Annotated in this window: 7 protein-coding genes and 1 pseudogene; all 8 read left to right on the forward strand. The window is 46.0% G+C overall.

Annotation, left to right across the window (positions count from 1 at the left end):
- Positions 1-153 precede the first annotated feature (153 nt).
- A pseudogene (locus tag LGZ99_RS00245) lies at positions 154-11,388 on the forward strand (amino acid adenylation domain-containing protein); the annotation flags it as partial.
- Positions 11,385-16,844, forward strand: coding sequence for a non-ribosomal peptide synthetase (locus LGZ99_RS00260; protein WP_262978774.1), 5,460 nt, complete (start codon positions 11,385-11,387; stop codon positions 16,842-16,844). The pseudogene LGZ99_RS00245 and the gene LGZ99_RS00260, both read left to right, overlap by 4 nt.
- Positions 16,845-17,918 carry an NAD-dependent epimerase/dehydratase family protein gene (locus tag LGZ99_RS00265; protein WP_262978775.1) on the forward strand — a complete coding sequence of 358 codons (1,074 nt, stop codon included), beginning with the start codon at positions 16,845-16,847 and terminating at the stop codon, positions 17,916-17,918.
- Positions 17,915-19,042 carry a Gfo/Idh/MocA family oxidoreductase gene (locus LGZ99_RS00270; protein ID WP_021323522.1) on the forward strand — a complete coding sequence of 376 codons (1,128 nt, stop codon included), beginning with the start codon at positions 17,915-17,917 and terminating at the stop codon, positions 19,040-19,042. The genes LGZ99_RS00265 and LGZ99_RS00270 overlap by 4 nt, the downstream gene beginning before the upstream one ends.
- Positions 19,035-19,799 (forward strand): thioesterase II family protein, encoded by a 765-nt coding sequence (locus LGZ99_RS00275; protein WP_262978776.1) that lies wholly within the window; start codon positions 19,035-19,037, stop codon positions 19,797-19,799. Before LGZ99_RS00270 ends, LGZ99_RS00275 begins: the two co-directional genes overlap by 8 nt.
- 14 nt (positions 19,800-19,813) lie before the next feature.
- The gene (locus LGZ99_RS00280) at positions 19,814-21,085 is read left to right on the forward strand and encodes an MFS transporter (protein WP_021323520.1); all 1,272 of its coding nucleotides are present in this window, start codon (positions 19,814-19,816) and stop codon (positions 21,083-21,085) included.
- Complete coding sequence (locus LGZ99_RS00285) at positions 21,082-22,854, forward strand: ABC transporter ATP-binding protein (protein ID WP_262978777.1); 1,773 nt, start codon at positions 21,082-21,084, stop codon at positions 22,852-22,854. The genes LGZ99_RS00280 and LGZ99_RS00285 overlap by 4 nt, the downstream gene beginning before the upstream one ends.
- On the forward strand, positions 22,847-24,592 hold the full coding sequence (locus tag LGZ99_RS00290) for an ABC transporter ATP-binding protein (RefSeq protein ID WP_262978778.1): 1,746 nt from the start codon (positions 22,847-22,849) through the stop codon (positions 24,590-24,592). Before LGZ99_RS00285 ends, LGZ99_RS00290 begins: the two co-directional genes overlap by 8 nt.
- Positions 24,593-24,955: the final 363 nt, after the last annotated feature.

A 24,955-nucleotide genomic window follows, 5' to 3' on the forward strand; every position in this document is an offset into this window, starting at 1 on the left:
CATTAACTACTTTTATATGCTATACATTGTTTATAAATTTTTCACTGCCTGCTATTACTATTATTTTAAATGATGGTAATAATTATAAGGAATTAAGGTATGAATGATAAGAATAATTTATCAGGGTGGGTAAGAGATACTCTTTATTTATATGCAAATAAACAGCCTAACGAAACGGTTTTAAGATATTGCCTTAAGGATAATACACAAGAATTTAACTATAAAGATATTATCTGTCTCAGTAGCTATATTGCCCGCCATATAAGTTACCGCGAAAATGCTAAAGCGATTATTCTGATACCGGGTAATACTCAGTTTATTTTGGGATTCATAGCTTGTATTATCCGTGGTGTTACGGCTGTTCCGGTTAACTTACCTGCCAGTCATCGTCTTGGGCGAGTAGCGGATACAATTAATTATATCTTTGAAGATTGTCAGCCAGAATATGTTATTACTTTAAAAAGCTCGGTTGATGAAATTGAGAAGCGGCAATGGCATGTAGGTCGTCAGGTTATTGTACTAGATGATATTCTTACGGATAATGATATATTAGAAATACCATCAGCTAATGAATATAAAGAGCTAATGTGTTCGAATGATGGCCCGGTATTTCTTCAATATTCTTCTGGTTCTACTGGTAAGCCGAAAGCTGTCTGCAATTTTGATGCAAATATGCAGGCCCAACATGAGATATTGCTTGAATTACATCGCGATTGCCAGCCACGAATTATTACGGCCAATTGGATACCGTTTTATCATGATATGGGCATGTTTTGCGGATTATTGACGCCACTATTATCTGGCGGTTGTTGCAACTTTATTTCTCCCAGCCATTTCACGGCTGATCCTGCCCGCTGGTTAAAGCTGATTACTGATTATTCTGCAAATTCCACAGCCGCACCAGATTTCGCTTGGCAACTGTGCATTGATAGTATAACTCAAGAGCAGGCGGCAGAATTCGATCTCTCTTCGCTTAAAATGGTATTGAATGCCGCAGAACCTATCCGGGCTGAAACTATGCCGCGGTTTGCCCGCCACTTTTCCGTATCAGGTTTTAACCCTTTGAGCTTTGTGCCCGCTTATGGTATGGCGGAAGCAACACTTGTCATCAGCCGCAAACCCGCCGGGATGCCATTCATTAGCCAGTGTTTTGATGCGGATAGACTTGCTTCCGGTTACGCTGTTCCTGCGGAAAATGGCCGTGAACTGGTGAGTTCAGGGCAGGTTGTCAGTGGATGGAAACTGCGGATTGTTGATCCTGAAACCGGTGAAATATTACCGGAAGGGCGGGTGGGTGAAATTTGGGTTGATGGTGATTCCAAAGCGCCTGGTTATTGGCAGAAACCCGAACTTAGCCAACAGACTTTTATGGCTTGTCTTAATCAGTCTATAGATAAAAGCCATTATTTGCGGACGGGTGATTTAGCCTTTATCTGGCAGGGGGAGCTTTATATCTGTGGTCGGCATAAAGATCTTATTATTGTCGCCGGCGAAAATTACATGCCAAATGATATTGAAGCCAGTATCGAGATGGGATGTGAAGACGTAAAAATTGGTGGAGCTTGTGCTTGCCAGCAGGTAGAAAGCGGTGAGTTGTTTGTCTTTGCCGAAGTTTATCGCCACCTTGAAGGGACTAAATTACAGGTCATTGCCCAGCAGATTGCAGCCAGAGTCGCATCGGATTTTCAGCTTTCACTGGCGAATGTGGTGTTATTGCCTCATGGAGCATTAAAGAAAACTTCCAGTGGAAAAATCCGGCGCAAACAAATGTTGGCTGATTTTGAAAATAACCAACTAAAAGTGCTCTTTGCTTTGCCGTGTGATATTGACAAAAAAGAACCTTCTTCCCTACCCGGTTGGCTTTATCAGCTTCTTTGCAGTTTGCTTCATTTAGATAACCCAGATCCTGCCTGTGGTTTTGCTGAATTGGGATTAACCAGCCTGTTAGCAGCCCGCTATTGCCAGCAAATAAATAAAATCTGGCGTTGTAATCTAGCCCCAGCTGATTTATTTGCTTACCCAACTATTACTCAGTTGGCTAAATATATTGATAAATTATCAGATGAAAAAATCACGGTATCTGCCACAAAATCTGAATCAACCGGAAATAAACAGATTGCAATTATTGCGATAAGTTGTCGCTTACCGGGGCAAACAAGTAATAAATGGCAACAATATGGGCAATGGTTGGCTAAAAGCGAGTTAGCCGTCAGACCCAGCAATTCAGCGCTTCGCCAGTTTGCCCTTCCTATTGGCGCTCTGGAAGGTATTGACCAATTTGATGCCCGTTTCTTTAACATTTCAGGCCGGGAAGCCGTATTACTTGATCCTCAGCAGAGGCTATTGCTTGAATTAAGCTGGCATCTGTTCGAACAGGCAGGATGGTTGCCGGAGCAACTGAAACAATCGGATACGGGTTTCTTTATCGGTCAGAGCGGCAGTGAGTTTGGTCAGCAATTACTGAAACTGAATAATCCTGAATATGCCAAAAGTTATTTGGCTACTGGGATTAATACAAGTGCAAGTTCTGGCCGATTAGCGAAGTTCTATGGAACAACCGGTCCTGCACTCACTATTGATACGGCTTGCTCTTCTTCTCTGGTGGCATTGGATACGGCGATTCGCAGCTTACAGCAAGGGCAATGCCACGCTGCTGTTGCCGGTGGCGTTAACATTTTACTGTCACCGCAGATTGAACAGACATTGATAAACGCCGGCATGTTATCGCCTAAGGGCCGATGCGCTACGCTGAGTGAAGACGCGGATGGCTATGTCAGAGGTGAAGGTGCGGCATTACTATTACTAAAACCTTATCAACAGGCTCTGGATGATGGTGATCCGGTGTTGGCCGTGATTGAATCCAGTTGTGTCGCTCAGGATGGTGAAAGTAGCAGCTTGACTGCTCCGAATCCACAAGCCCAGTCAGCAATGCTTAAGCGGTTGTTGGAACAGGCTGATATTGCGCCTGGTGATATTGATTTGCTGGAGATGCATGGCACGGGTACAGCTTTAGGTGATCCGATTGAGTTACAAGCTATTGACAGTGTTTATGGTAAACGACACCAGCCGTTGCCGTTGGCAGCCTGTAAAGCACAGATTGGTCATTTGGAAGCCGCCGCGGGTGTGGCCTCTGTGGTTCGGGCTGTGGCGCAGATACAACAGCAACAACGGTTTGGTCATCCAACGCTGGCCTCGTTCAGCGCTAAATTGTCAGCGTTAATGCCACGTTATCGCTACAGTAAACAGACTGAATCTCATCAAATAGAACGAGTTGCAATCAGTTCATTCAGTTTTACTGGCACAATGGCGGGTTTAGTGCTGAGTAAAGCAAACTTATCTGACCCCACTATCCTTGTGCCATTTGTTGAAAATGGTTTATTGCCGCTTTCAGCCTGTAGTGCATCAGCATTGCAACAGATGGCTAATCAACTGGCGGATTTGCTAGAAAATCATCAGGAACAAGCTGGCGAACTGCTCAACGGTTGGTTGAAGAAACGTCATCATCATTTTGGTTGGCGGGGGCTAATCAGCTATCAGAATTTAGCCACTCTGATTGCGCATTTACGCCATGTTGAGCCAATTCAAGTTGATCGTATAAAAATGTTAGAGAAGGGGAATGATCCTTGTGATTGGTTACAAGGGCAATCCTATAACTGGGTTAAATATGCTGGAAACACGCCGGTTAGCCGATTTGCACTAGCACAACTTCCTCTCTATCCATTTAATCGTGAGAGTTACTGGCCGGAAGAACTGCGTTTAGTTGCACAGGAAACACAGGATCAATCCGGGTCTTGCTCAGGTCATACCGGCTTTGATTTCGTTATCAATTGGGTAGCGGACGTGCTGGGAACTGAGCCTAACGCATTAGCAATGGATGATAATTTGCTTAATTTGGGCATTGATTCATTGCAGATGTTGGATCTGGTGGATGAGTGTAAAAAACAGCATATCATTCTGTCATTATCTTCCTTATTCGAACAGCCAACATTAGCCGCATGGCAACAGTGTTGGTTTTCTGCTGCTCAACCTGAAAGTGTCTCAAAAGAGTCAGAACAGCCGGTTATAAAATGGAATGGCGAGCCTTTTGAACTCACTTCGGTCCAGCAAGCCTACTGGACGGGGCGGCAAAAAGAGCAGACGCTGGGCGGAATCGCTTGTCAGGTCTATCTGGAACTGGATTGTCCGTTATTGAAGAACAGTGATATTGAATGGGCAATTAATCAATTACATCAGCGCCATGATATGTTGCGGATGCGTATTACCAGTGATGGTAAAGGGGAGATTACGGCTTACCAGCCGGTATCCGTTGAATCTTATGATTGGCAACAATTTTCACCGAGTTTATTGGAAGAGAAAAGATTCACGCTTAGGAAAGGTCTGGAAACTAAAGTTGCAGATCTGACAATTGAAAGCGGATTTGGCGTGGTGGTAAGCCATACCGTAAATAGCAGTCGCTTACATATTAATATTGATATGGTAATGGCGGATGCTATGAGCCTTCAGATTTTGTTGAGAGAGCTCAGTCAGCTTATTTTGATGCCGGGTGTGCTTCTTCCTCAATTAAATTACAGCTTCCCACAATATCTGTGTGAACAGGCCGCTGGTAATCAGTTAATCGACAGTCGTCAATACTGGCAAAAAAGATTGGTTGAGCAATTGCCTTTTGCGCCTCAGTTACCACTGGCCGTTAAACCGGAACATATTGATAAGCCTGATTTCCATCATCGTCAGTGGAGTCTGGAACAACAGCGTTGGTTATCATTGAAGGAAATTGCCCGCAGCAATGGTATAACTCCTTCAATGTTGCTGGCGAATTGCTTTGCTGAGACATTGCGTGGCTGGGCGGAATCGCCGGATTTCACACTGAATCTGACGATTTTCAACCGTCGCGGAGAACATCCTCAACTGCCTGATTTAGTCGCGGATTTCACAACATTACTGTTGCTGGCTTGCCATACGCAGGCGGGGAACAGCATCTTAGAGAACAGCCGGGCTCTTAATCGCCAGTTTATGTCAGATCTAGATCATGTGGATTACAGCGCGATACAGGTTATGCGGGACTGGTCGCAGATGTGCGGACATCAGGTTCTCATGCCGGTGGTATTCACCAGTAATCTTGGTCGTGATCTGCTTAGTGGTAATGAACTGGGAGATCTGAATTATCTGGTATCCCAGACGCCACAAGTCTGGATTGACTGCCAGGTGATGGAGCATCAAGGGGAATTATTAGTCAGCTGGGATTGTGTCGATGGATTATTCCCTCAAGGGATGATTGATCAGATGTTTAGTTTTATGACTCATCTGATCAGCGCAATTACCGATAATCCTCAACTCCTTTTAAAGCCGGTTTCGCATTATGTCACGCCGGAAATTATTGAACAGCGTACAGAGCCTAAAGATCGTGATGGCATGCTGTTTACGCCACGTTTGCTGCATCGTCGTTTTTATGAGATTGCCGCATTGTGGGCAGATTCACCAGCAGTTATCACGCCTCATCAACGACTAAGTTATGGCGAACTTGAACAGGGTGTACTGGAACTGGCTTACAGGCTGAAAGAGCAAAAAGTAAAAGCCGGAGATAACCTGGCATTACTGTTGCCAAAAGGTACAGAGCAAGTTGTTGCTGTTTTGGCTTGCTTGAGTGTTGGGGCGGTATATGTTCCGCTGGATGTCGCGCAGCAATCCGCCCGTTTACAGACCATCATCAGTCAGGCGGATATTTCGTTGATTATTACAAACAACGAATATCAGGAACCTGTTAGTGGTTGGTTTGATGCGGTTCTGAATATTGAGCAGACAGGTGACTCGCGACTGCCATTATCACAGGTGGTTTATGGGGAACCGGAACTTTCTGCTTATATCATCTTCACTTCTGGCTCTACCGGTACACCTAAAGGTGTGGTGGTATCTCATCAGGCCGCCGCTAATACAATTGATGATATTAATCGCCGTTATGGTCAGCGGGAAAAAACACGGGTATATGCCCTGTCGGCACTGAATTTTGATTTGTCGGTGTATGACATTTTTGGCCCTCTTGCGTCAGGGGGTTCCTTGGTTATGCCTGAGGTAGGCCATGAGCGGGAGGCAAAACAGTGGTTGGAACAGCTGCATCAGGAACAGGTGACAGTCTGGAACAGTGTCCCGGCGTTGTTTGATATGTTGCTGGTGGCGGCTGAAAGTGATCCTCGTGGTTTGCCGGATTCATTGCAACAAGTGTTGTTATCCGGTGACTGGGTTGGCTTGGATCTGCTGCCCCGTTTGCGTGAAGTTGGAAGCCAGGCTCAATTAACGGCAATGGGTGGGGCAACGGAAGCAGCAATTTGGTCTAACGCGATTGATGTCGATGTTATCCCGTCAGAATGGCGCTCAATTCCTTACGGTTATCCGCTCTCTAATCAGCATTACCGAGTCATGGATTCACAACAACGGGATTGCCCTGATTGGGTCGCCGGAGAGTTGTGGATTGGCGGGAAAGGCGTAGCGCTGGGCTATTACGGCGATCGGGAAAAAACAGATACTCAGTTTGTTCTGCATCAAGGGCAGCGTTATTACCGGACCGGAGATTATGGCCGCTTTTGGCCGGGCGGATGCCTTGAGTTTCTTGGCCGCAAAGATAGCCAGATTAAACTGAATGGTTACAGGATTGAACTGGGTGAAATTGAGACTGTGGCTTTACGTCACCCTGCAATCAGTAAAGCCGTTGCATTGTGTTTATCTGAACCACAAAAACATCTGAGATTATTCGTTGAAGGTCAGGTTATAACGGGTGATTCTTCAACATTAGCTGATGATATATTGCCTGAAATGCCATCATTTGTTCAGGTAGAAAACAGTCAGGATGATGAACAGCATATCGCTTTGTCGCTGTTGCAAAAGATATTGATTGATTCTTTGCAATTGACATTCACTCAACCACAGAGTGCAGAAATACTTTATCAACAGGCAGGGGTGATACCTCGTTATCAACCACTATTTATTCAGTGGTTGAAGTGGTTGACTCATCAGGGATGGTTATCTGAACGTGAAACAGGCTGGCAGTTGAATCAAGGGCGGCAACCAGATAACAAGCCGGTTCTGGCATCACGAATGGACGGAATTTATCAGGCGCTTAATGGGTGTTGTGACTGGATTGCTCAGGTTATTCAGGGGAAACAGAACCCACTGATGCTTATCGACGATCCTGTATTGTCACCGGAAGTTCTGGTTGTTGGTTCACCGGAAACTGAAGTGGTCATTACCCTTATTGCGGATCAAATCCGCCGGTTATCCACGATATTGCAGCGGCCTGTCAGAGTCGCAGAGCTGAATGGCCGTAGTGGTCTGTTTGCAGGCAAGTTACTCGGCCTATTATCAGATTTGGAGATTGAATATTGCTTAGTTGAACAGGCCGGTTCACTGCGTGAACTGGCGAAATATCGTCTGTCAGGTTATCCGCATCAGAGCCAGGTTTGCACCGTGCGGGAAGCGGCAGATTATAGTGCCGATCTGGTCATCAGTAATAATGCACTGCATCGTTATGCCGATATCCGTCAGGGAATCTCTGATCTGCAAGTATTGGCATCTTCTGGCAGTGGCGTATTGGTGTTTGAAAGCCAATATCTCAGCCCACTGGCACAATTAACGGTGTTACTGCTGCAAGATGAAAACGGTTTTACTGATCTGCGACAAGGCCAGCAAGATCCGCTACTGGATAAAAAACGTTGGCAACAGCAGTTGTTGCAAGGTGATTTACCCGTGCAGTCTGTGACGGTAATGGGTGAAAACTCCATGCTATTGATGTGCAAAAACTGTAGTGGCAACGTTATGGTTAATCGCCACGAACTGACGCAGCATCTGACAAATTATCTTCCAGCTTATATGTTGCCGCAGTATTTGCATGTTTTAGACAAATTACCATTGAGCGCTAATGGAAAAATAGATCGCAAAGCACTTGAGCAATTAGCTGTAGACGGGGCAGAGCAGGAAATTCCGCAATCTGCACAGGGTGTCGAATTGTCAGGAAAAGCCGAATATCTGGTGGCTAAAATCTGGCAACAGGTATTGGGCGCAGAGCCAATGGCTGACAGCAATTTCTTCTTGCTTGGTGGTGATAGTTTACATGCTACCCGTATTGTTGTGGCGTTGGAATCAGAAGGGGCTGTAGATGTCACACTGGCTCAGGTGTTCTCCTCCCCGGTATTGCGTGACTTTGCTCGATTGATGACTTTTGCTGAATTGCCAAAAACAAAAGTGATGCAACTGCAACATCAGGAAAGTGAACGTTATCAGCCATTCCCGCCTACAGATGTACAACGTGCCTATCTGATGGGGCGTCAGGCTGGTTTCCGTCTCGGTGGTGTTGCCACTCATTATTATAACGAATACGAAGGTCGGCCTTTTGATGCAATGCGGTTAGAACAGGCTTTATCCGCATTGATTGCCCGTCATGATGCATTGAGAATTGTATTTGACGAGGAAGGAATGCAACGGGTGTTGCCACAGCAGCCAAAACCTGCGCTAGACGTGGTCCACTGTTCTGATCAGCAATGGTCAGAAGAAACCCGTAAATTGCGGGAAAGCTTATCTCACCGGGTACTTGATCCGACACAATGGCCGTTGTTCCATGTGACGCTAATTCAGTCAGATAATGGGCGTAATCGCCTGTATATCGGGTTGGATAATTTGATCCTTGACGGCTTGAGTATGCGTATTTTCTTCACCGAACTTGAGCAGCTTTATCAGCAACCGGAAGGGGTATTGTCATCCGTTGGGATTGGTTTCCGAGATTATCTCACCACGGTGATTTCTGATGAAGAGAAGAGCCGTAAATCGGCAAATTACTGGCAGGAGCGGCTGGCAGAATTACCTGAAGCGCCAAAGCTGCCACTGATTTGTGATCCGCAGTCATTGGGGACTCCCCGGTTTAAACGTTGGCAATCTGTTTTGCCACGGCAGCAGTGGCAAACTTTGACAGAAAAAGCCCGGCATTATCAAGTGACGCCTTCTTGTTTGTTACTGACTTGCTATGCACAGGTGCTGGCGAAATGGTCAGAATCGGCTTCATTGAGTATCAATGTGACATTGTTTGATCGTCAGCCATTACATCCTGATATCAACCATATTCTGGGGGATTTCACTTCGCTTCTGTTACTGGAATGTCACCATTTAGCCGATGAAAACTGGCTTAACCGGGCACAACGGTTACAGCAACAACTTTGGCAAGATCTGGCTCATACTGATGTTTCGGCTGTATGGGTTATCCGTGAATTGAATAAACAACGGCAAGTTACTGATTTGGCTATGCCTGTCGTGTTTACCAGTGCGTTAGGGGCAGAAGTTATGCCTTATCAAGAGAGTGCACAACCTTTCCCGCCGGCTATCTGGGGAATTTCTCAGACTCCTCAGGTTTGGATCGATCATCAGGTATATGAGCAGGATGGCGAATTACGTTTCAACTGGGATGTGGTTGATGGTCTGTTCCCGCAAGGTATGGTTGATACGATGTTCAGCGCATATTGTGATTTGCTGACACAGTTAAGTGTGACCCCGGACTGGCATACTCAGGTGAATGTAGCACTGCCGATACAACAGCAGCAGTGTCGTCAACGGGTTAATGATACGCATCAGGAATTGAGTTTTGCACCAATGCATCAGCGTGTTGGGCAAGCGATGACACAGTTTGCGGATCGAACAGCGATTATTGATGGTGAGCAGCAGGTCAGTTATCAACAGTTAGAGCAACATGTGCAACGATTGGCTCAGATTTTGGTTGAACAAGGCGTTTGTGCAGGTGATTGTGTTGGTGTTGCGTTGCCGAGGGGTTATCAACAAGTCGTTGCAGTACTGGCTGTTCAGTGGTTAGGTGCGGCTTATGTTCCCCTCTCTGTCGAGTGGCCTGTGCTGCGCCGGGAACAGATTGCCCAGCAGGCGGGGTTGATTTGTGTAGTGGCGGATAGCCACTTGCAATGGACGGGATCTATCGCCCTTATTGATATTAACCAGTCACCGTTAACAACTACGGTGATTCAACCTTGGAATTCACAAGCTCAAGATCTGGCTTACATTATTTTCACTTCTGGCAGCACTGGCGTACCCAAAGGCGTAGCGATAAGTCATGAGGCTGCAATCAATACTATTGAAGCGATCAATCGGCAGCATTGTGTTGGTAAACAAGACAAAGTTCTGGCGCTGTCTGCGCTGCATTTCGACCTTTCTGTGTGGGATATTTTTGGTGTGCTGTCAGCGGGCGGGACTTTGGTCACGGTACCTGAAACCTATTCTAAGGACGCTGCACATTGGTTAACTCTGATAAAACAGCACCAGATAACGTTATGGAACAGTGTGCCCGCCCTACTGGAAATGGCGCTGTTACTGAGTGAGAACGGTGAACAGACCGATGCGCTTACCAGTTTGCGTCTGGTCATGCTCTCCGGTGACTGGATTAACCTTGCATTACCTGAGCGTTTAAAGCGCTGGATACCACAGGTACAACTGGTTTCTATGGGGGGCGCGACCGAAGCGGCCATTTGGTCGAATTACTGGTTAGTGGACGAGCTTGATCCTGAATGGAATTCTATTCCTTATGGATTACCGTTGCCGAATCAGCGTTTCCGTGTAGTCAATGAACTCAACGAGGATTGCCCTGATTGGGTTGCCGGTGAACTGTGGATTGGTGGTCATGGTGTGGCGCTGGGTTACTTCGGTGATGATGAGCGCACTGCCAATCAGTTTATTTCTTGGCAAGGGGAGCGTTGGTATCGTACTGGCGATATGGGGCGTTATCACCCAACAGGCGTACTGGAATTCCTGGGACGGCGTGATCAGCAGGTTAAAATTTCCGGCTACCGTATTGAGCTGGGTGAGATCGTACAGGCTCTGAAAAATTGTGACGGTATTGAAGACGCGTTGGTATTTGTTAATCAACGTGGCAAGCGTCCATCCCTCTCAGCTTGCGTTTTGGTATCACAAGAGCCGGATTGGTCGCTGTTGCGGCAACAACTGTCAGCACAATTACCAGAATATGCAGTTCCGGCTGAGTTTGGTTGGCTGTCTTGCTGGCCGTTGACAGACAACGGCAAGCTGGATCGCAAAATGATTGAGCAACAACCACGGAATGTTGTCAGTCAGGCTATGGACACGTTGCCGGAAAGCCCATTGGAAAAACAACTGGCAGATGTGCTATTGCCATTACTCAATCTGACGCAACTCAGCGTTCATGACAATTTCTTTGCCCTTGGCGGCGACTCCTTTATTGCAACCCGTTTCACTTCTGAACTGAGACGGCGTCATAACATTGATTTGCCACTCTGGCAGGTTTTTAACCTGCAAACCATTGCACGTATGGCGCAACAACTACAATCCGCCCCCGCAGAGGAAGCGGAAATGATTTTTGAGGAAGGTTCTTTATGAATAGCCAGGAAACGATACAGAAAAAAACAGTACAGCTATCAGCTTCACAACAAGCTGTTCAGCTTTTACTGCAACTTGAACAGCAACAGGCTAAATTCTGGCTGGAAGGTGATGCGTTGAAGTTTCGCGCGCCTGAGGGAGTGATGAATCCTCATGTTATTGCTCAGTTGAAGAATTTGAAACCACAAATTGTTGCGTTAATACAGGAGTGGCAGGAACCACAGAATTTTGTCGTAAATCCGGCACAGAAGTATTTGCCTTTTGCTTTAAGTGATGTGCAGTCAGCTTATTTTGTCGGGCGTCATTCAATGTTCGATTATGGTGGTGTTGGTTGTCACGGCTATTTTGAGATTCTGACTGAACATTGGGATGTTAAACGTCTTGAGCAGGTATGGAATCAACTGATCCAACGCCATGATATGTTGCGCGCGGTATTTACCGTTCAGGGACAGCAACAGATTTTGCCGGAAGTGCATCATTTCACTATTGATTGTGATTCCTCTTCGCAGGAAGAACTTCGGCAAATCATGTCTCACCGGGTTTATCAGACAGATTGTTGGCCTCTATTTGATCTGAAAGTCAGCCAGGCAGCAGGGAAATCTTGCCTTCATTTCAGTATTGATTTGCTGATTGCGGATTTTCTCAGTGTACAAATTTTGCTGGCAGAACTATTAAAAGGTTATCAACAGCCGCAGACAGAATTTGCGCCATTGCAGGCCAGTTTCCGTGATGTGATGGAGTTTGAGCGGCACCGCCACCATCATCGTAGCTATGCCAGCGCGCGTGAATATTGGTTGAAACGTCTGCCAGAGTTGCCTGCAAGCCCACAATTACCTCACCTTCCGGTACAAAGTGGCGTTGTTCCTCGTTTCAGTCGTTACGATTTGCAACTCACTACTAAACAGTGGGAGCAATTGCAGCAACATTGTCGTTTACAAGGCGTCTCTCCTTCTGCACTGCTGTTGGCGCTATTTAGTGAAACACTGGTCCGCTGGTCAGAAACGAAATCTTTTTGTCTCAATTTGACAGTAATGAACCGTCGTGATCTTCATGAAGATATTCACCGGATGGTCGGGGATTTTACCAGCGTTAGCCTATTGCAGGCGGATATCAGCCAGCCTCTCTCATTGCTAGAACGGGTGAAAAATCTACAGGCGCAACTGTGGCAGGATTTGGAGCATAACGCATTCAGCGGTATTGAGGTGATGCGCGAGCTGGCACGACAGAAGGGAGCAGAGTCTGCGAGAATGCCGATAGTATTTACCAGTGCATTAGTTGGCGAGGGTAAAGAGCAGGCGCAGGATATTATCAGTCAATTACCGATGGATATTGAGATTGGCTATGGTATCAGCCAGACCCCACAGGTATGGATTGATTGCCAGGTGATGGCCCGTAACGGAGGATTATTGATCAACTGGGATATCATGGAGGGAGTATTCCCGGTAGATCTGATCCGCGATATGTTCAGTTGCTTTACTGGCGCGATACATCAGGTACTGGAACAGGTTGATGTGTGGGATCAGGTACTCGTCATTAATCTGCCTGAGTACCAGCAGAAAACACGGCAACAGGTCAATGCGACTGAGGAAGTGATTAAATCGGCGCTATTACATCAGGGTATCCTGGAACAGGCCGGTAAAACGCCTGATGCATTGGCGTTGATTGATGCATATGGGCAGGTGACCTATCAACAGATGGTAACACGCGCCACAAAATTGGCTGCCTTTTTGCCTCAAGGTGGGCATAGCGCGGTATTGATGGAAAAAAGTGCGGAGCAGGTTATTGCGGCTCTGGCGATTCTAATCGCTGATGGTGCTTATCTGCCACTTGATATTTCACAGCCGTTACCACGGATATTACAAATTCTTACTGATGCACAGGTTAGTGCAGTATTGACAGATAATGAGGTTTTAGCTCAACAGTTACGGGAACAGGGGTTTAATGCTGCTAGCACAGAGAATTTGTCAGAACTGGCAACCCTTTCTGCTGTGTCAGTGAAGCAAAATGACCCGCATAATCTGGCTTATATTATTTATACCTCCGGGAGTACTGGGCAGCCGAAAGGCGTGATGATAAGCCATGATGCGGCGCTGAATACCATCAGCGATATCAATCGCCGTATGAATGTCACATCGACTGACCGCATGTTGGCACTGGCGAGGCTGAGTTTTGACCTTTCTGTCTACGATATTTTTGGTGTACTTAGCGCAGGTGGCGCGCTGATATTGCCGCAGGAACAGGATTTACAAAACCCTGCACAATGGGCGCGGCTAATTGATAAGCATCAGGTCACGTTGTGGAACTCTGTCCCGGCGCAAATGACGATGCTGACCCGCTATCTGTCTGAAGGTGGGAAGGAATCCATTGGTAGCTTGCGTTGTGTGATGATGTCTGGTGACTGGATCCCGCTTAATTTGCCAACCGCTATTTATCAACATGCGCCAGATGCTTATCAGTTCAGCTTGGGTGGAGCGACGGAAGCTGCTATTTGGTCAAATATCTGGCCGATAGAACCGTCAAAAACCTATCACAACAGCATTCCTTATGGCACGCCATTGGCTAATCAGCAGTTCCGTATTTTGGATCTCCGTGGGGAACCTTGTCCTGACTGGGTTGCGGGAGAACTTTGGATTGGTGGCCGTGGTGTTGCCCAGGGCTATTGGCAGGATGAAGAAAAAGCTCGCCATCACTTTATCACTGACAGCCAGGGACAACGCTGGTATCGCACGGGAGACCGGGGACGTTATACCATCAATGGGGTTATCGAGTTTCTTGGACGCTGTGATAATCAGGTAAAAATTCGTGGTTATCGGGTGGAAACGGGTGAGATAGAAGCCGTGTTGGAACGACATAATAGTGTGGCTCAGGCCGCGGTTGTCGTAAAAGGGGATAAGCATAATCAAGAATTACACGCTTTTGTTGAAGCGGCGACAGAAAATTCTCTGGAACGGACAGAGAAGCTATGCCAGCGCTATGAGATTGCATTACAAAAAGTACGCTCAGTTGTCAGCGATATTGAAGCAACGATAGATAAGCAAAAAGTAGAAAAGCTGGTTTGGTTCCTTGATCGTGTGGCTCTGTTGCATATGGCGGGTGCGTTGGTAGATGTCGGTGCTTTACAGGTAGGAAAGCCCACTACACTCGCTTCTGTGATAGAAAACGGCAGTATTGCGGTAGAAAACCGGCAATTAACACGCCGGTGGCTGAGAGCGTTGGTTCAGCATCAGCTAATTCAGCAACAAGGTGAGTATTACCAGCTCAATGCTGATGTTTCAGAGCATGAAATCAAGCAGTGTTGGCAACAATGTTATGACTTGATGTCAGCATTGGATGATGACCAAGGCTTGCTTACCTATCTGGAACGTAGTAGCCAGTGTCTGCCGGAATTGTTGCAGGGCAAAGAAGATCCGCTGAATTTGCTGTTCCCTGATGGCAAGCTGGATGTTGCGACCAAAACTTACCAAAACAATCTGATCAGTAAGATGATGAATCGCTTGTTGCTGGCTGCGGCTGAACAAAAAGCGGCTCAGGTTAATCATGAGGAAGGACGTTGCCTGCGGGTATTAGAAATTGGGGCTGGTGTGGGCGGCACTAGTAACGTGTTAATCCCGAAACTGGCAGGCTGGAAAGTCGAATATACCTTTACCGATGTTTCACCATTCTTCCTGAATGAGGCTAAATTGCGTTATCAGCAGTTTGATTTTGTTCGTTACCGGTTGTTTGATTTCAATCGTACACCGGTAGAACAAGGGTTGGATTGTGGGCAGTTTGACATGATTGTCTCTTCTAATGTTCTGCACAATGCGGTTATTGCCCGTCAGGGATTAGAACATCTGCGTCAGTTATTGGCGCCGGATGGATGGCTGTTGGTGATTGAAGCGACACGGGACAATTACCAGTTGATGACTTCTATGGAATTTAAGCACGGTCTGAGTGATTTTGCCGATGAACGCCTGGAGCTTGATTCGCCGTTTATGCCGCAGAAAAACTGGCTCAATGCCATGATCGATGTGGGGGCAGAGACGTTATGGGCTTATCCGCCGGCAGAGGATGCGCTTTATCAACTGGGGCAGAGTTTTATTTTGGCGCAATTTAATCTCAACCGTAAACCATGCAGCAGCACAGAATTGTTGGCGTCATTAAAGCAACAACTGCCTGCTTATATGGTGCCTGCTCGCCTTACCGTACTTGATCGTCTGCCTATGACGGCTAATGGCAAAGTTGATCGTAAAAATATGCCGGATTTACCGGAACGTAGCGGGAATGAACCAGTAGCAGAAAGCAACAGCAGTGACGAATTGGAACAGACCTTACTGACGTCGTGCCGGGAACTGCTTGGGCATAATAATATTGGTCTTGATGATGATTTCTTCGCCAGCGGTGGTGACTCATTATTAATAACGCAGTGGGTGAGCCGGATTCGTCAGGAGCTTGGGGAAGATAACGTTCCGTGGGAAGGTAGCTTACGTCAGGTGCTACAGCAACCAACCGTTCGTGCGCTGGCGGCATTTTTGCGAACGCAGTCAGTGCAGGATAAGAGAGCATCAAATAACCATGCTTGTCTGACGTTGTTGAAGGAAGGTCATGGTGATCCGGTAGTTATTCTGCATGAAGGCAGTGGTACGGTATTGCCTTGCCTGCCTTTGACTGAAAAACTTTCCGGGCCGGTTTATGCCTTGAGTGTGGTAGATACCGAAGCTTTCCTGCAAATTCCGTCTGAGCAGTTAATCTCTCAATTGGCACGACATTATCTGCGTGATATTCAATCTTTGCCCGGTCATTGCCATTTATTTGGTTACTGCATGGGTGGGTTATTGGCCTTTGAAATGGCGCGTCAGGCAATGGAAAATCAGACACCTGTTGCTTCAGTCACGATTGCCAGCAGTTATCAGATCCCTTACCTGATTGATGACCCATTGATGATAGATATGGCGATTATTTGGGGGTTGTCAGTGGAATGTCCGTGGCCGTTGCCTCAGGAGCAACTGGAAACCGTTTATGAAGCTTTGCTGGCGGAAAAGCCAGAGGTCATTGATCGCCATTCCGTCGCTGAATATGCCCGTGCCCGCGGAATGGATGCCTTTGCCGATGCTTATATGGCCGTAGTAGATATCTCGGAAGATCAGCGTCTACAGCAATTGGTCAGCGCTATCCGTAAAAATGAGATTGCTGAGAAAGAGTTGATCCGGATGTGTTCTGTTTTCCGTCACAGCATTCGGGGTGTTTGCCGTTATCAGCCAGACTATTTTGCCGGTGATCTGACGTTTGCCTGCCAAAATAGTGATACTTATTTGCTGCCTGCGCTCCAGCAGGACATGAAAGAATTCTGGCAACAATATTGTCTTGGAAACGTAAATTATCTTTCACTGAATGGCGACCATTTTGACTGTATTAAATCAGATAATGTGATGCCATTGGTAAACCATCTTGAACAGAGCAAGGCGCAGGTAAGCTAAATGAATTGGGATAGGAAAATTCTGGTAATAGGCGCCACGGGCGCAGTAGGCCGCTCTGTCGTTGCCGCATTAAACCAATTGGGTTATCAGGTGTCGGGCGCAGGGCGTCGTCCCTGCGCTGAATTAGCTGATTATCATCAGATAGATTTATTTGATGAAAAAGCACTGACTGAACTTTGTCAGCCATTTTCTTTGATCATTAATGCCGCAGGCCCTGCTTCGCAAATTCAGGACAGAATTGCCAGAGCAGCATTGACTTCGGCAACGCATTATCTGGATGTTGCGGGAGAACCGGTTGTCTGGCAGCAATTAGCTTCAGATGAGGAATTAGCGCCTTTATTACAGAAATCCGCTTGTGTCTTGGGCGCGGGATATGTTCCGGGATTTGCCTCGATTTTACCTTTTTTAGCCGCGAACCGACTGAAAACAATGGGTAAAGTGCGGTCATATATTGGCGGAATAGAACCTTTTACGGTGACTTCCGCCATTGACTTTATTGATAGCCTGAATGAACAGAATGGTAAAGCAGGTCATATCTTATCTGGAGGAACGCTACAACGGGCAACCATAGAGAAAAATGTTCAGCCTGAAACTGCTAACAGGGCATTTGATGCCCTGCCATATCTCAGTTTTGAGTTGGAAAGAGTTGCCCGTCAACTCAATCTGGTTGATTTCGCTGCATTTAATTTACTGGCAGATCGCCAGCTATTGCTGACAGATCAGTTTAATGGTGAGCAGGGAATCAAACAGCTAATCAGCCAGAGTGAAGAACTAGCCCATCATTATGGTCAACAGCAACATATTTTGCTGGAAGCAGAGGGCGTATTGGTGGGTCAACCTGTTACTCTTATTGCCAAAGGGCGTTTTACTGATAGCTACCGTTTTACGGGCTTGGTTGCTGCATTGGCGGCGGATATGATGCTCAAAACACCACAATCAGGGTTGAAATGGCTATCTGATTTAGCTGATGCAGAGCAGTTATTGTCAGGGCTTGAGCGAATGGGGGCTTTTGAATATTGGCAGATAGAGATGAAACAGCGTCAAAGTGCAGATTATGTTGAGGGGGAACTATGAGTCGTCCATTACGTGTCGTCGTTTGTGGTACGTTGTTCGGTCAGGTTTATTTGTCAGCGTTTAAAACCCATTTTCCCGGTTTTGAATTGGCGGGCATTATTGCCCGTGGCAGTGAGCGCTCGCAGCGACTGGCGGCTGAATATCAGGTACCTTTGTATGAACAAGTTTCCCAGTTGCCGGATGATATTGACATTGCCTGTGTAGTGGTACGTTCTGCCATTGTCGGTGGCGCGGGCAGTGAACTGACAAAACAATTGTTGAGCAGAGGAATTCATGTCTTACAGGAACATCCGGTTTATCAGCGTGATGTGGCGGAATGTTTGAAACTGGCTCGCCAGAATAATTGTTGTTACTCAGTCAATACGCACTATCCGAATGTTCCGGCAGTACGGCAATTTACTGATTATTTGCAACAGGCTATGCAACATCAGCAACCTTTATTTATTGAAGCCACCTGTGGCGTTCAAGTGATTTGCGGTTTACTGGATATTCTGGGACGTGCATTAGGAAAATTCACCCCTTTTGCTTTTGGCGACGCCCATCACTGGGATAAACAATTACTGACGCAGGCCTCCAGTTATCCGCCTTATACCATTATTCAAGGGGTTATTATGGGGATACCGTTAATCCTGAATTTGCAGAATCAGCTTGATCCCGGCGATCCGGATAACCATTTCCACATTATGCAACGTATCTGTGTCGGTCTGCCCAGTGGTAATTTGTTGTTGGTGAATACACATGGTCCGGTGTTGTGGAATTCACGCTTTCATATACCACGTCAGCGCACAACCAGTGGGGTAAGGGAGCCTCTATTACCACAACAGGCGGCTCATTACTTTAAACCGCCAACCGCCATTTCGCTGTATGACTGTTGCCCAAGTCTGGAACAGATCACTAATCAGCACTGGCCTGAGGCTATTCGTCATGCTTTGCGGCAATTTGCCATACAGATGGAACGGCCTGATCCCCGCATGGCACAATATTTACTGACAATGGCTTCTGTTTGGAAAACCTTAATGAGTAAGGTTGGCAATCCCGAAAGTTTGCATGTGCCTGATCCTGTTCCACCTCAACCGGAGATCAGTGAATTTCTGAAACAACAGGGGGATGTTCACTATGTTTGATAACGTATCGTTTGACAGAGCAATACGACTGATAAAGCCGGGAACCGGTAGCCAACTGATCTGTTTTCATTATGCTGGGGGCAGAGCAGAATATTTTATCCCCTGGCGTGACGGAATTTCAAAAGATACTGCGGTTTATGCCGTTCAATTACCAGGACATGGCTCGCGGATTAGCGAGCCGTTGCAAACTTGTATTCATCAGTTGGCAGACAGCTTGGTCGGGGCCTTGAATATTTTACCTTTACGTCCGACTTATTTTTTCGGGCATAGCATGGGCGCTGCGCTGGCATTTGAGGTGGCATTGCGTATGCAACAACAGGGTAGAAAAATCTGCGCGTTATTTGTTTCTGCCCGTCTGCCGCCACACAAAAATAGTGGTAACGATTATCACCGTCGGGATGAACAGCAATTGCTGAATAAAATTACTTCTCTGGGCGGTTCTGCGATTGATTATCAGGCAATGCCTGAATTGAAGGCGTTGTTAATGCCCATTTTCCGTGCGGATTTTCAGGCTATCGAAACATATCAACGCCGTTGCCAGCAACAACTTGATTGCCCGGTATTTGCTTGTGCCGGTGAACGCGATACGGAAGTTTCTCCGGAAGAGATGGCGCAGTGGCAGTGGATAACTAAAGGGAAATTTGAACTGAAAGTGTTTGATGGCGGGCATTTTTACCTCAATGATCAATCTTCAGCTTTATTTGACTATATCAATAGTAATATTGATGCGTTATGGCATCATTCGCGCAATCAATAAATTTAGGAAATATCATGAAATATAATCATAACCTTGTTGGTTTATTTGGCCTTTATTGCGCGCAAGGTGCTCCTTTGGGGTTGGCAATTTTTGCTTTGCCGGGGATCTTACGGCAACAAGGGGCTGATATGCAGTTTATCGGCCTTATTGGTTTATGCATGTTACCCTGGGCATTCAAATTTATCTGGGCTTCTTTCATTGAAAACCATAAACCGTGGGGATTTGGCAAACTTTCTGCCGGATTAGCCTGGATTCAACTGTTTAAAATACTTTCATTGCTTGCTGTCGCTTCTCTGTGGTTTTTCAGCCCGCAAACTGATGTCATCGGTTTGCTGATCATACTCACATTCATCAATCTTCTTTATGCCAGCCAGGATGTTGCGGTTGATGCTCTGGCAGTGCGCACTTTTGCAGGCAGTCGTCATGTTAAAGTGAATGTCGGTCAAGTTGCTGGGTTTAGCTTGGGGATGCTGGTTGGTGGTATTCTCAGCCTTTATGTTTTCAGCTCTGTGGGTTGGCACAACATGGTGCTGTTCTTTTTACTGGTGCAGATAGTTTGCCATATTCCATTTATGCTTAATAAGGATAAATTCAATATCGATCAGCAGCTTCCCGTTAAACCGGGCGGTGCTTCCGTCTGGAAAATATTCCGTCGTCAGGGAAGTTTTCCGGTTATTCTGATGGCATTGTTGTTTAAATTTGCCAGCACGCTTGGCGCTGGATTGATATCGCCTTTGCTTGTAGACATGGGTGTTAATCTGGAATTTATTGCTCTGATTTCCGGCAGTGTGTTAATTATCAGTTATATTACCGGAGCGCTGGCTGCGGGTTTGCTTCATCGCTGGTTTTCCAGCCCGACTTTGGCATTAAGTGGGTTGATTGCTAGTGCGTTATGTTGGTTAGGACTGGCGATTTCACTCACGGTATCATCAACAGATCCCACAATGGTCTTTATCTTCTTTATGTTGGAAGGTTTCTTCTTCAATCTGAGCTGCGTCTCTTTCTTCTCTTGTTTCATGTGCTGGAGCGAAGGCGATAGCAAACAGGATGCTATTCAGCCAGGAACCAATTTTACCTTGCTGCAATGTTGTGAAGTGCTCGGCAGCAGTGCGGCAATGGTCATTGCCGGAACGCTGGCACACTATTGGGGATTCACCCATGCTTTCTATGCGGCGGTTGTAGGAAGTGTTACCACAATTATTATTGTGACCGTTTGTTTCCGTTTGTCTTCGTCTATGATTAACCGCCCATCTGTTCAACTTCAGCGAGCTGAGGTACACCAATGAAATCAGATGACAGCGCTTTTTCTTGGTTGATGAAACTGATCGGGACTCAAAAGAAAAGAGTGATCGCTTCCATGACCTTAGCCGTTATCTACTCTTTGTTGGCGTTGGTGCCTTATGTGTTGATCTATCGTCTGATAGATACTTTTCTGCATCAGCCTGATGCGGCTGCATCACAGGTATGGTGGCTGGTCGGCTTGGCAGTCATGGCGTTGGCTGGCAAGATCATATTGCAACTATTTTCCGGTTTGCTATCACATAAAGCGGCTTTCCAGCTTCTGTTTGAATTACGCCGTAAAGTGATTGCGCGAGTGGGTGATTTGCCGTTGGGGGCGTCTAATCGTCATACCTCTGCAACAATGAAGAAAATCATCTCAGATGATATTGGTAGAATTGAAACATTCATTGCTCACCATTTACCGGATATCGCTGCTGCTATTGTCTCACCGTTGGCAGCAGCTACGTTGCTGTTTTTCTTTGACTGGAGGTTGGCGTTATTGGCATTGCTCCCTTTACCGGTAGCCATTGCCATGCAGTGCTGGATTTTCAAGGGGTTTGATTCGCGTATCAGAGCTTATCATCAGGTTGTCGCAGATTTGCATACCAGCGTAGTGGATTTTGTGAAAAGTATGCCACTGGTCAAAGCTTTCAATATGACAGTAGATTCCCATCAGCGGTATGCCAATGCCGTGGAACAACATCATCGGTTAGTCACAGGATGGCTTGTCGATACCCGAACACCCGCGGCATTGTTTAAGCTGGCGTTGGATTTGGGATTGTTATGTATTATGCCCGTTGGTATCTGGCTGTATGCCCAAGGGGATGTGGCGCTGGCGACATTATTTATCTTCATGCTGTTGGGAATTGGCTTGATGGAGCCACTCTACAACCTGCTGCAATTTGCGGGTATGTTCAGCGAAATGTTAAAAGGTGTGGAAAATATCCGTGATTTTTCTGAGCAGCCCCGGCAGTGTGAAGGCGCTGTTCCACAGCCAATTAAGGGGAGTGATATCTGTTTTGAAGATGTCACATTCCGCCATAATAATGCGGTTATTCCTACGGTAGATGCTCTCTCTTTTATCGCGCGGCAAGGGGAAATTACCGCGATTGTCGGCCCTTCTGGGGCAGGGAAAACAACCGCCGCTCAACTTATTCCCCGGTTATATGAGTATCAGCAAGGCTGTATTTCGATTGGGGGAAGCGATATTACCGCAATGTCTTTGGATCAATTAATGTCGCTGGTTAGTTTTGTCTTTCAGGATGTATTTATCTTTGAAGACACCATTATGAATAACATCAGAATGGGGAATCAGGATATTTCGGAATCGCAGATTATTGCTGCGGCTAAAGCGGCTTGTGTTGATGAATTTGTTCGTGAATTGCCGCAAGGATATCAAACAGTAGTTCAGCAGGGCTCGCTCAGTGGCGGGCAGGCTCAACGGATCTCTATTGCCAGAGCGATAGCAAAAGATTCTCCGGTTTTAATTCTGGATGAAGCGACCGCTTATGCGGATGCGAAAAATGAAGTGAAAATCCAGCAGGCGCTATCCTATTTGATGAAAGGACGCACGGTGTTGGTGATTGCTCATCGGCTGAATACACTGGTCAATGTTAATAAAATCATTGTGATGGATAATGGAGGTAAAGTGGCGGAAGGAACGCATCAGCAACTTTTGCAGGGGTGCCAACTTTATCAGAATATGTGGGATGCTCATCAGGCGGCAAAAAGCTGGCATGTGGCTATGCGTAACCAGGAGGTTTCACATGTTTAAGGCGTTTAACCTTTCCCGTCTGGTTGGAAAACCACTGAAAGGGCTTTCCAGTATGGTGGCACTCTCCATACTGGATGCTTTTCTGGCATCAGCGCCTTACGCATTTCTTTACTACATCATTCTCGATATGCTCTCTGATATGCCCGATAGGGTGTATCAGTTTAAACTGGTTGGCGGTTGTGCGGCTCTGATGTTGGTTCGGGTATTACTGGCTCGTACACTTTATTACAATATTGCACTGATTGGTTTCGATGCAGGGCGTACATTACGTAAAAACCTGGGAGAACATTTACGCCGTATGCCGATGGGTTTTTTCCAACGGACGGATATGAGTAGTGTAAATAATACATTGCTGAAAGATATTGATATGATTGAACATATCTTCACGCATTTGTATGCGCCAATAATTGCAACGGCTTCCGTACTCTGTTTCTTTTCTATCGGATTATTATTAAAAGATTGGCGTATGGCACTGGCTATGCTTTCGACTTTACCTCTGGCGGTGTGTGCTTATTTACTGATGCGACAATATGCGCGCCGCTGGCAAAGTTGGATGCAGCAATTACTGTTCAAACTTAATGATGCTTTGATGGAGTATATTGATGGCCTGAAAGTATTGAAATCTTATCGAATGCTTGGTCAGGCTTTTGGCCGTTTGAATAATGTACTCACTACCACTTATCAGCAATCGTTAACGGCTGAAAAAGCGGGCGTCTGGCCGATATACAGTTTTAATTTGCTGGTGGAATGCGGATTTATCGTGTTATTGATCGCACTGACTTGGGGGTGGTTGGGGCACACCTTGTCATTAGCGGAGGTACTGGTATTTCTTATTGCTGCGGTACGTTTTTTCCGGCCATTATTAAATATGTCAATGTTTCTGGCTGAGTTGAATTATTTTAGCCTGGCCTCAGAACGGGTTAAAAAAGTCTTTGAATTGCCTGAATTGTCGCAGGGAAATACCCGACCGCAGCTCAATAATATGACGCTTGAATTAGATAATGTGCATTTTGCGTATCCAGATAAACCAGAAATTTTTCGAGGAATAAATCTAACTATTGAAGCGAATAAAGTTACCGCTTTAGTTGGGGCTTCCGGTTCAGGAAAATCAACGCTGGCTGCACTAATAGCCCGTTTCTGGCAACTTTCTGAAGGAAGTATTTGTGTAGGCCGCGGCAACCAGAAAGTCGATATTGCTTCGATGGAGGTGGAATATTGGCAGCAATATATCAGTGTGGTATTCCAGAGTAATTATATGCTCAATGATACGATTGGTAATAACCTGCGAATTGCCTGCCCTGATGCCAGTGATGAAGAATTATTGCGTGTCTGCTGTCTGGCAAGATTGGATAGTTTGCTGAATAAATTGCCTGATGGATTGAATACGGAAATCGGCGCTGATGGGATACACCTTTCTGGCGGAGAATTGCAACGGCTTTCTATCGCAAGGGCATTACTCAAAAATGCGCCTCTGATTATTTTAGATGAAGCAACAGCTTCGCTTGATCCGGAAAATGAAAGAGATATCCAATTAGCGATGCAGTCATTGATAGCCAATAAAACCGTGCTGGTTATTGCGCATAAATTGTCATCCATTGAATATGCAGACAAAATTGTGGTGATGAATAATGGTGAAATTGTAGAGCAAGGACAACACCAGCAATTATTGGAAAATCGAGGTCTTTACCACGATCTTTGGACATTACAGCAATCAGCACAAAACTGGCGGTTAGCCTGAAATAGTGAATGATTAATATTCCCTGTGGGCAGATAATAAATGGCCCACAGAATATTGCTCTTGTCTGTGTACTGTTATTTTTGAGAGATAAGTCAGTAATTCCACGGAATAAAAATTACAGTAAAAGGTGAAGTTTTAATGCCATATCAAGTTATCTATTATTAATGGTAATAAGGCGTTATTAAATGAATTTATCGATTTGTTTAAACATCATTTAAATAGGTGTGGTGAATGAGGTTAAGCAAAAATCTAAAATCATATGATGAACTTATTTTAACCCAAGATTTGGGAAGCAAAAAAACTATCTTGCTCGCTCATTCATCACGATCAAATTTCTGCAGGTGCAGAAATTGAAGAGGCCTG

This window comes from Photorhabdus temperata, assembly GCF_025384845.1.
GTDB classification, from domain to species: Bacteria; Pseudomonadota; Gammaproteobacteria; order Enterobacterales; family Enterobacteriaceae; genus Photorhabdus; species Photorhabdus temperata.

What these genes read in the sequence shown, in the direction of transcription:
- LGZ99_RS00260 (WP_262978774.1), top strand. Translation starts at nt 11,385, where the DNA reads ATGAATAGCCAGGAAACGATACAGAAAAAAACAGTACAGCTATCAGCT.
- LGZ99_RS00275 (WP_262978776.1), top strand. Translation starts at nt 19,035, where the DNA reads ATGTTTGATAACGTATCGTTTGACAGAGCAATACGACTGATAAAGCCG.
- LGZ99_RS00285 (WP_262978777.1), top strand. Translation starts at nt 21,082, where the DNA reads ATGAAATCAGATGACAGCGCTTTTTCTTGGTTGATGAAACTGATCGGG.
- LGZ99_RS00280 (WP_021323520.1), top strand. Translation starts at nt 19,814, where the DNA reads ATGAAATATAATCATAACCTTGTTGGTTTATTTGGCCTTTATTGCGCG.
- LGZ99_RS00290 (WP_262978778.1), top strand. Translation starts at nt 22,847, where the DNA reads ATGTTTAAGGCGTTTAACCTTTCCCGTCTGGTTGGAAAACCACTGAAA.
- LGZ99_RS00265 (WP_262978775.1), top strand. Translation starts at nt 16,845, where the DNA reads ATGAATTGGGATAGGAAAATTCTGGTAATAGGCGCCACGGGCGCAGTA.
- LGZ99_RS00270 (WP_021323522.1), top strand. Translation starts at nt 17,915, where the DNA reads ATGAGTCGTCCATTACGTGTCGTCGTTTGTGGTACGTTGTTCGGTCAG.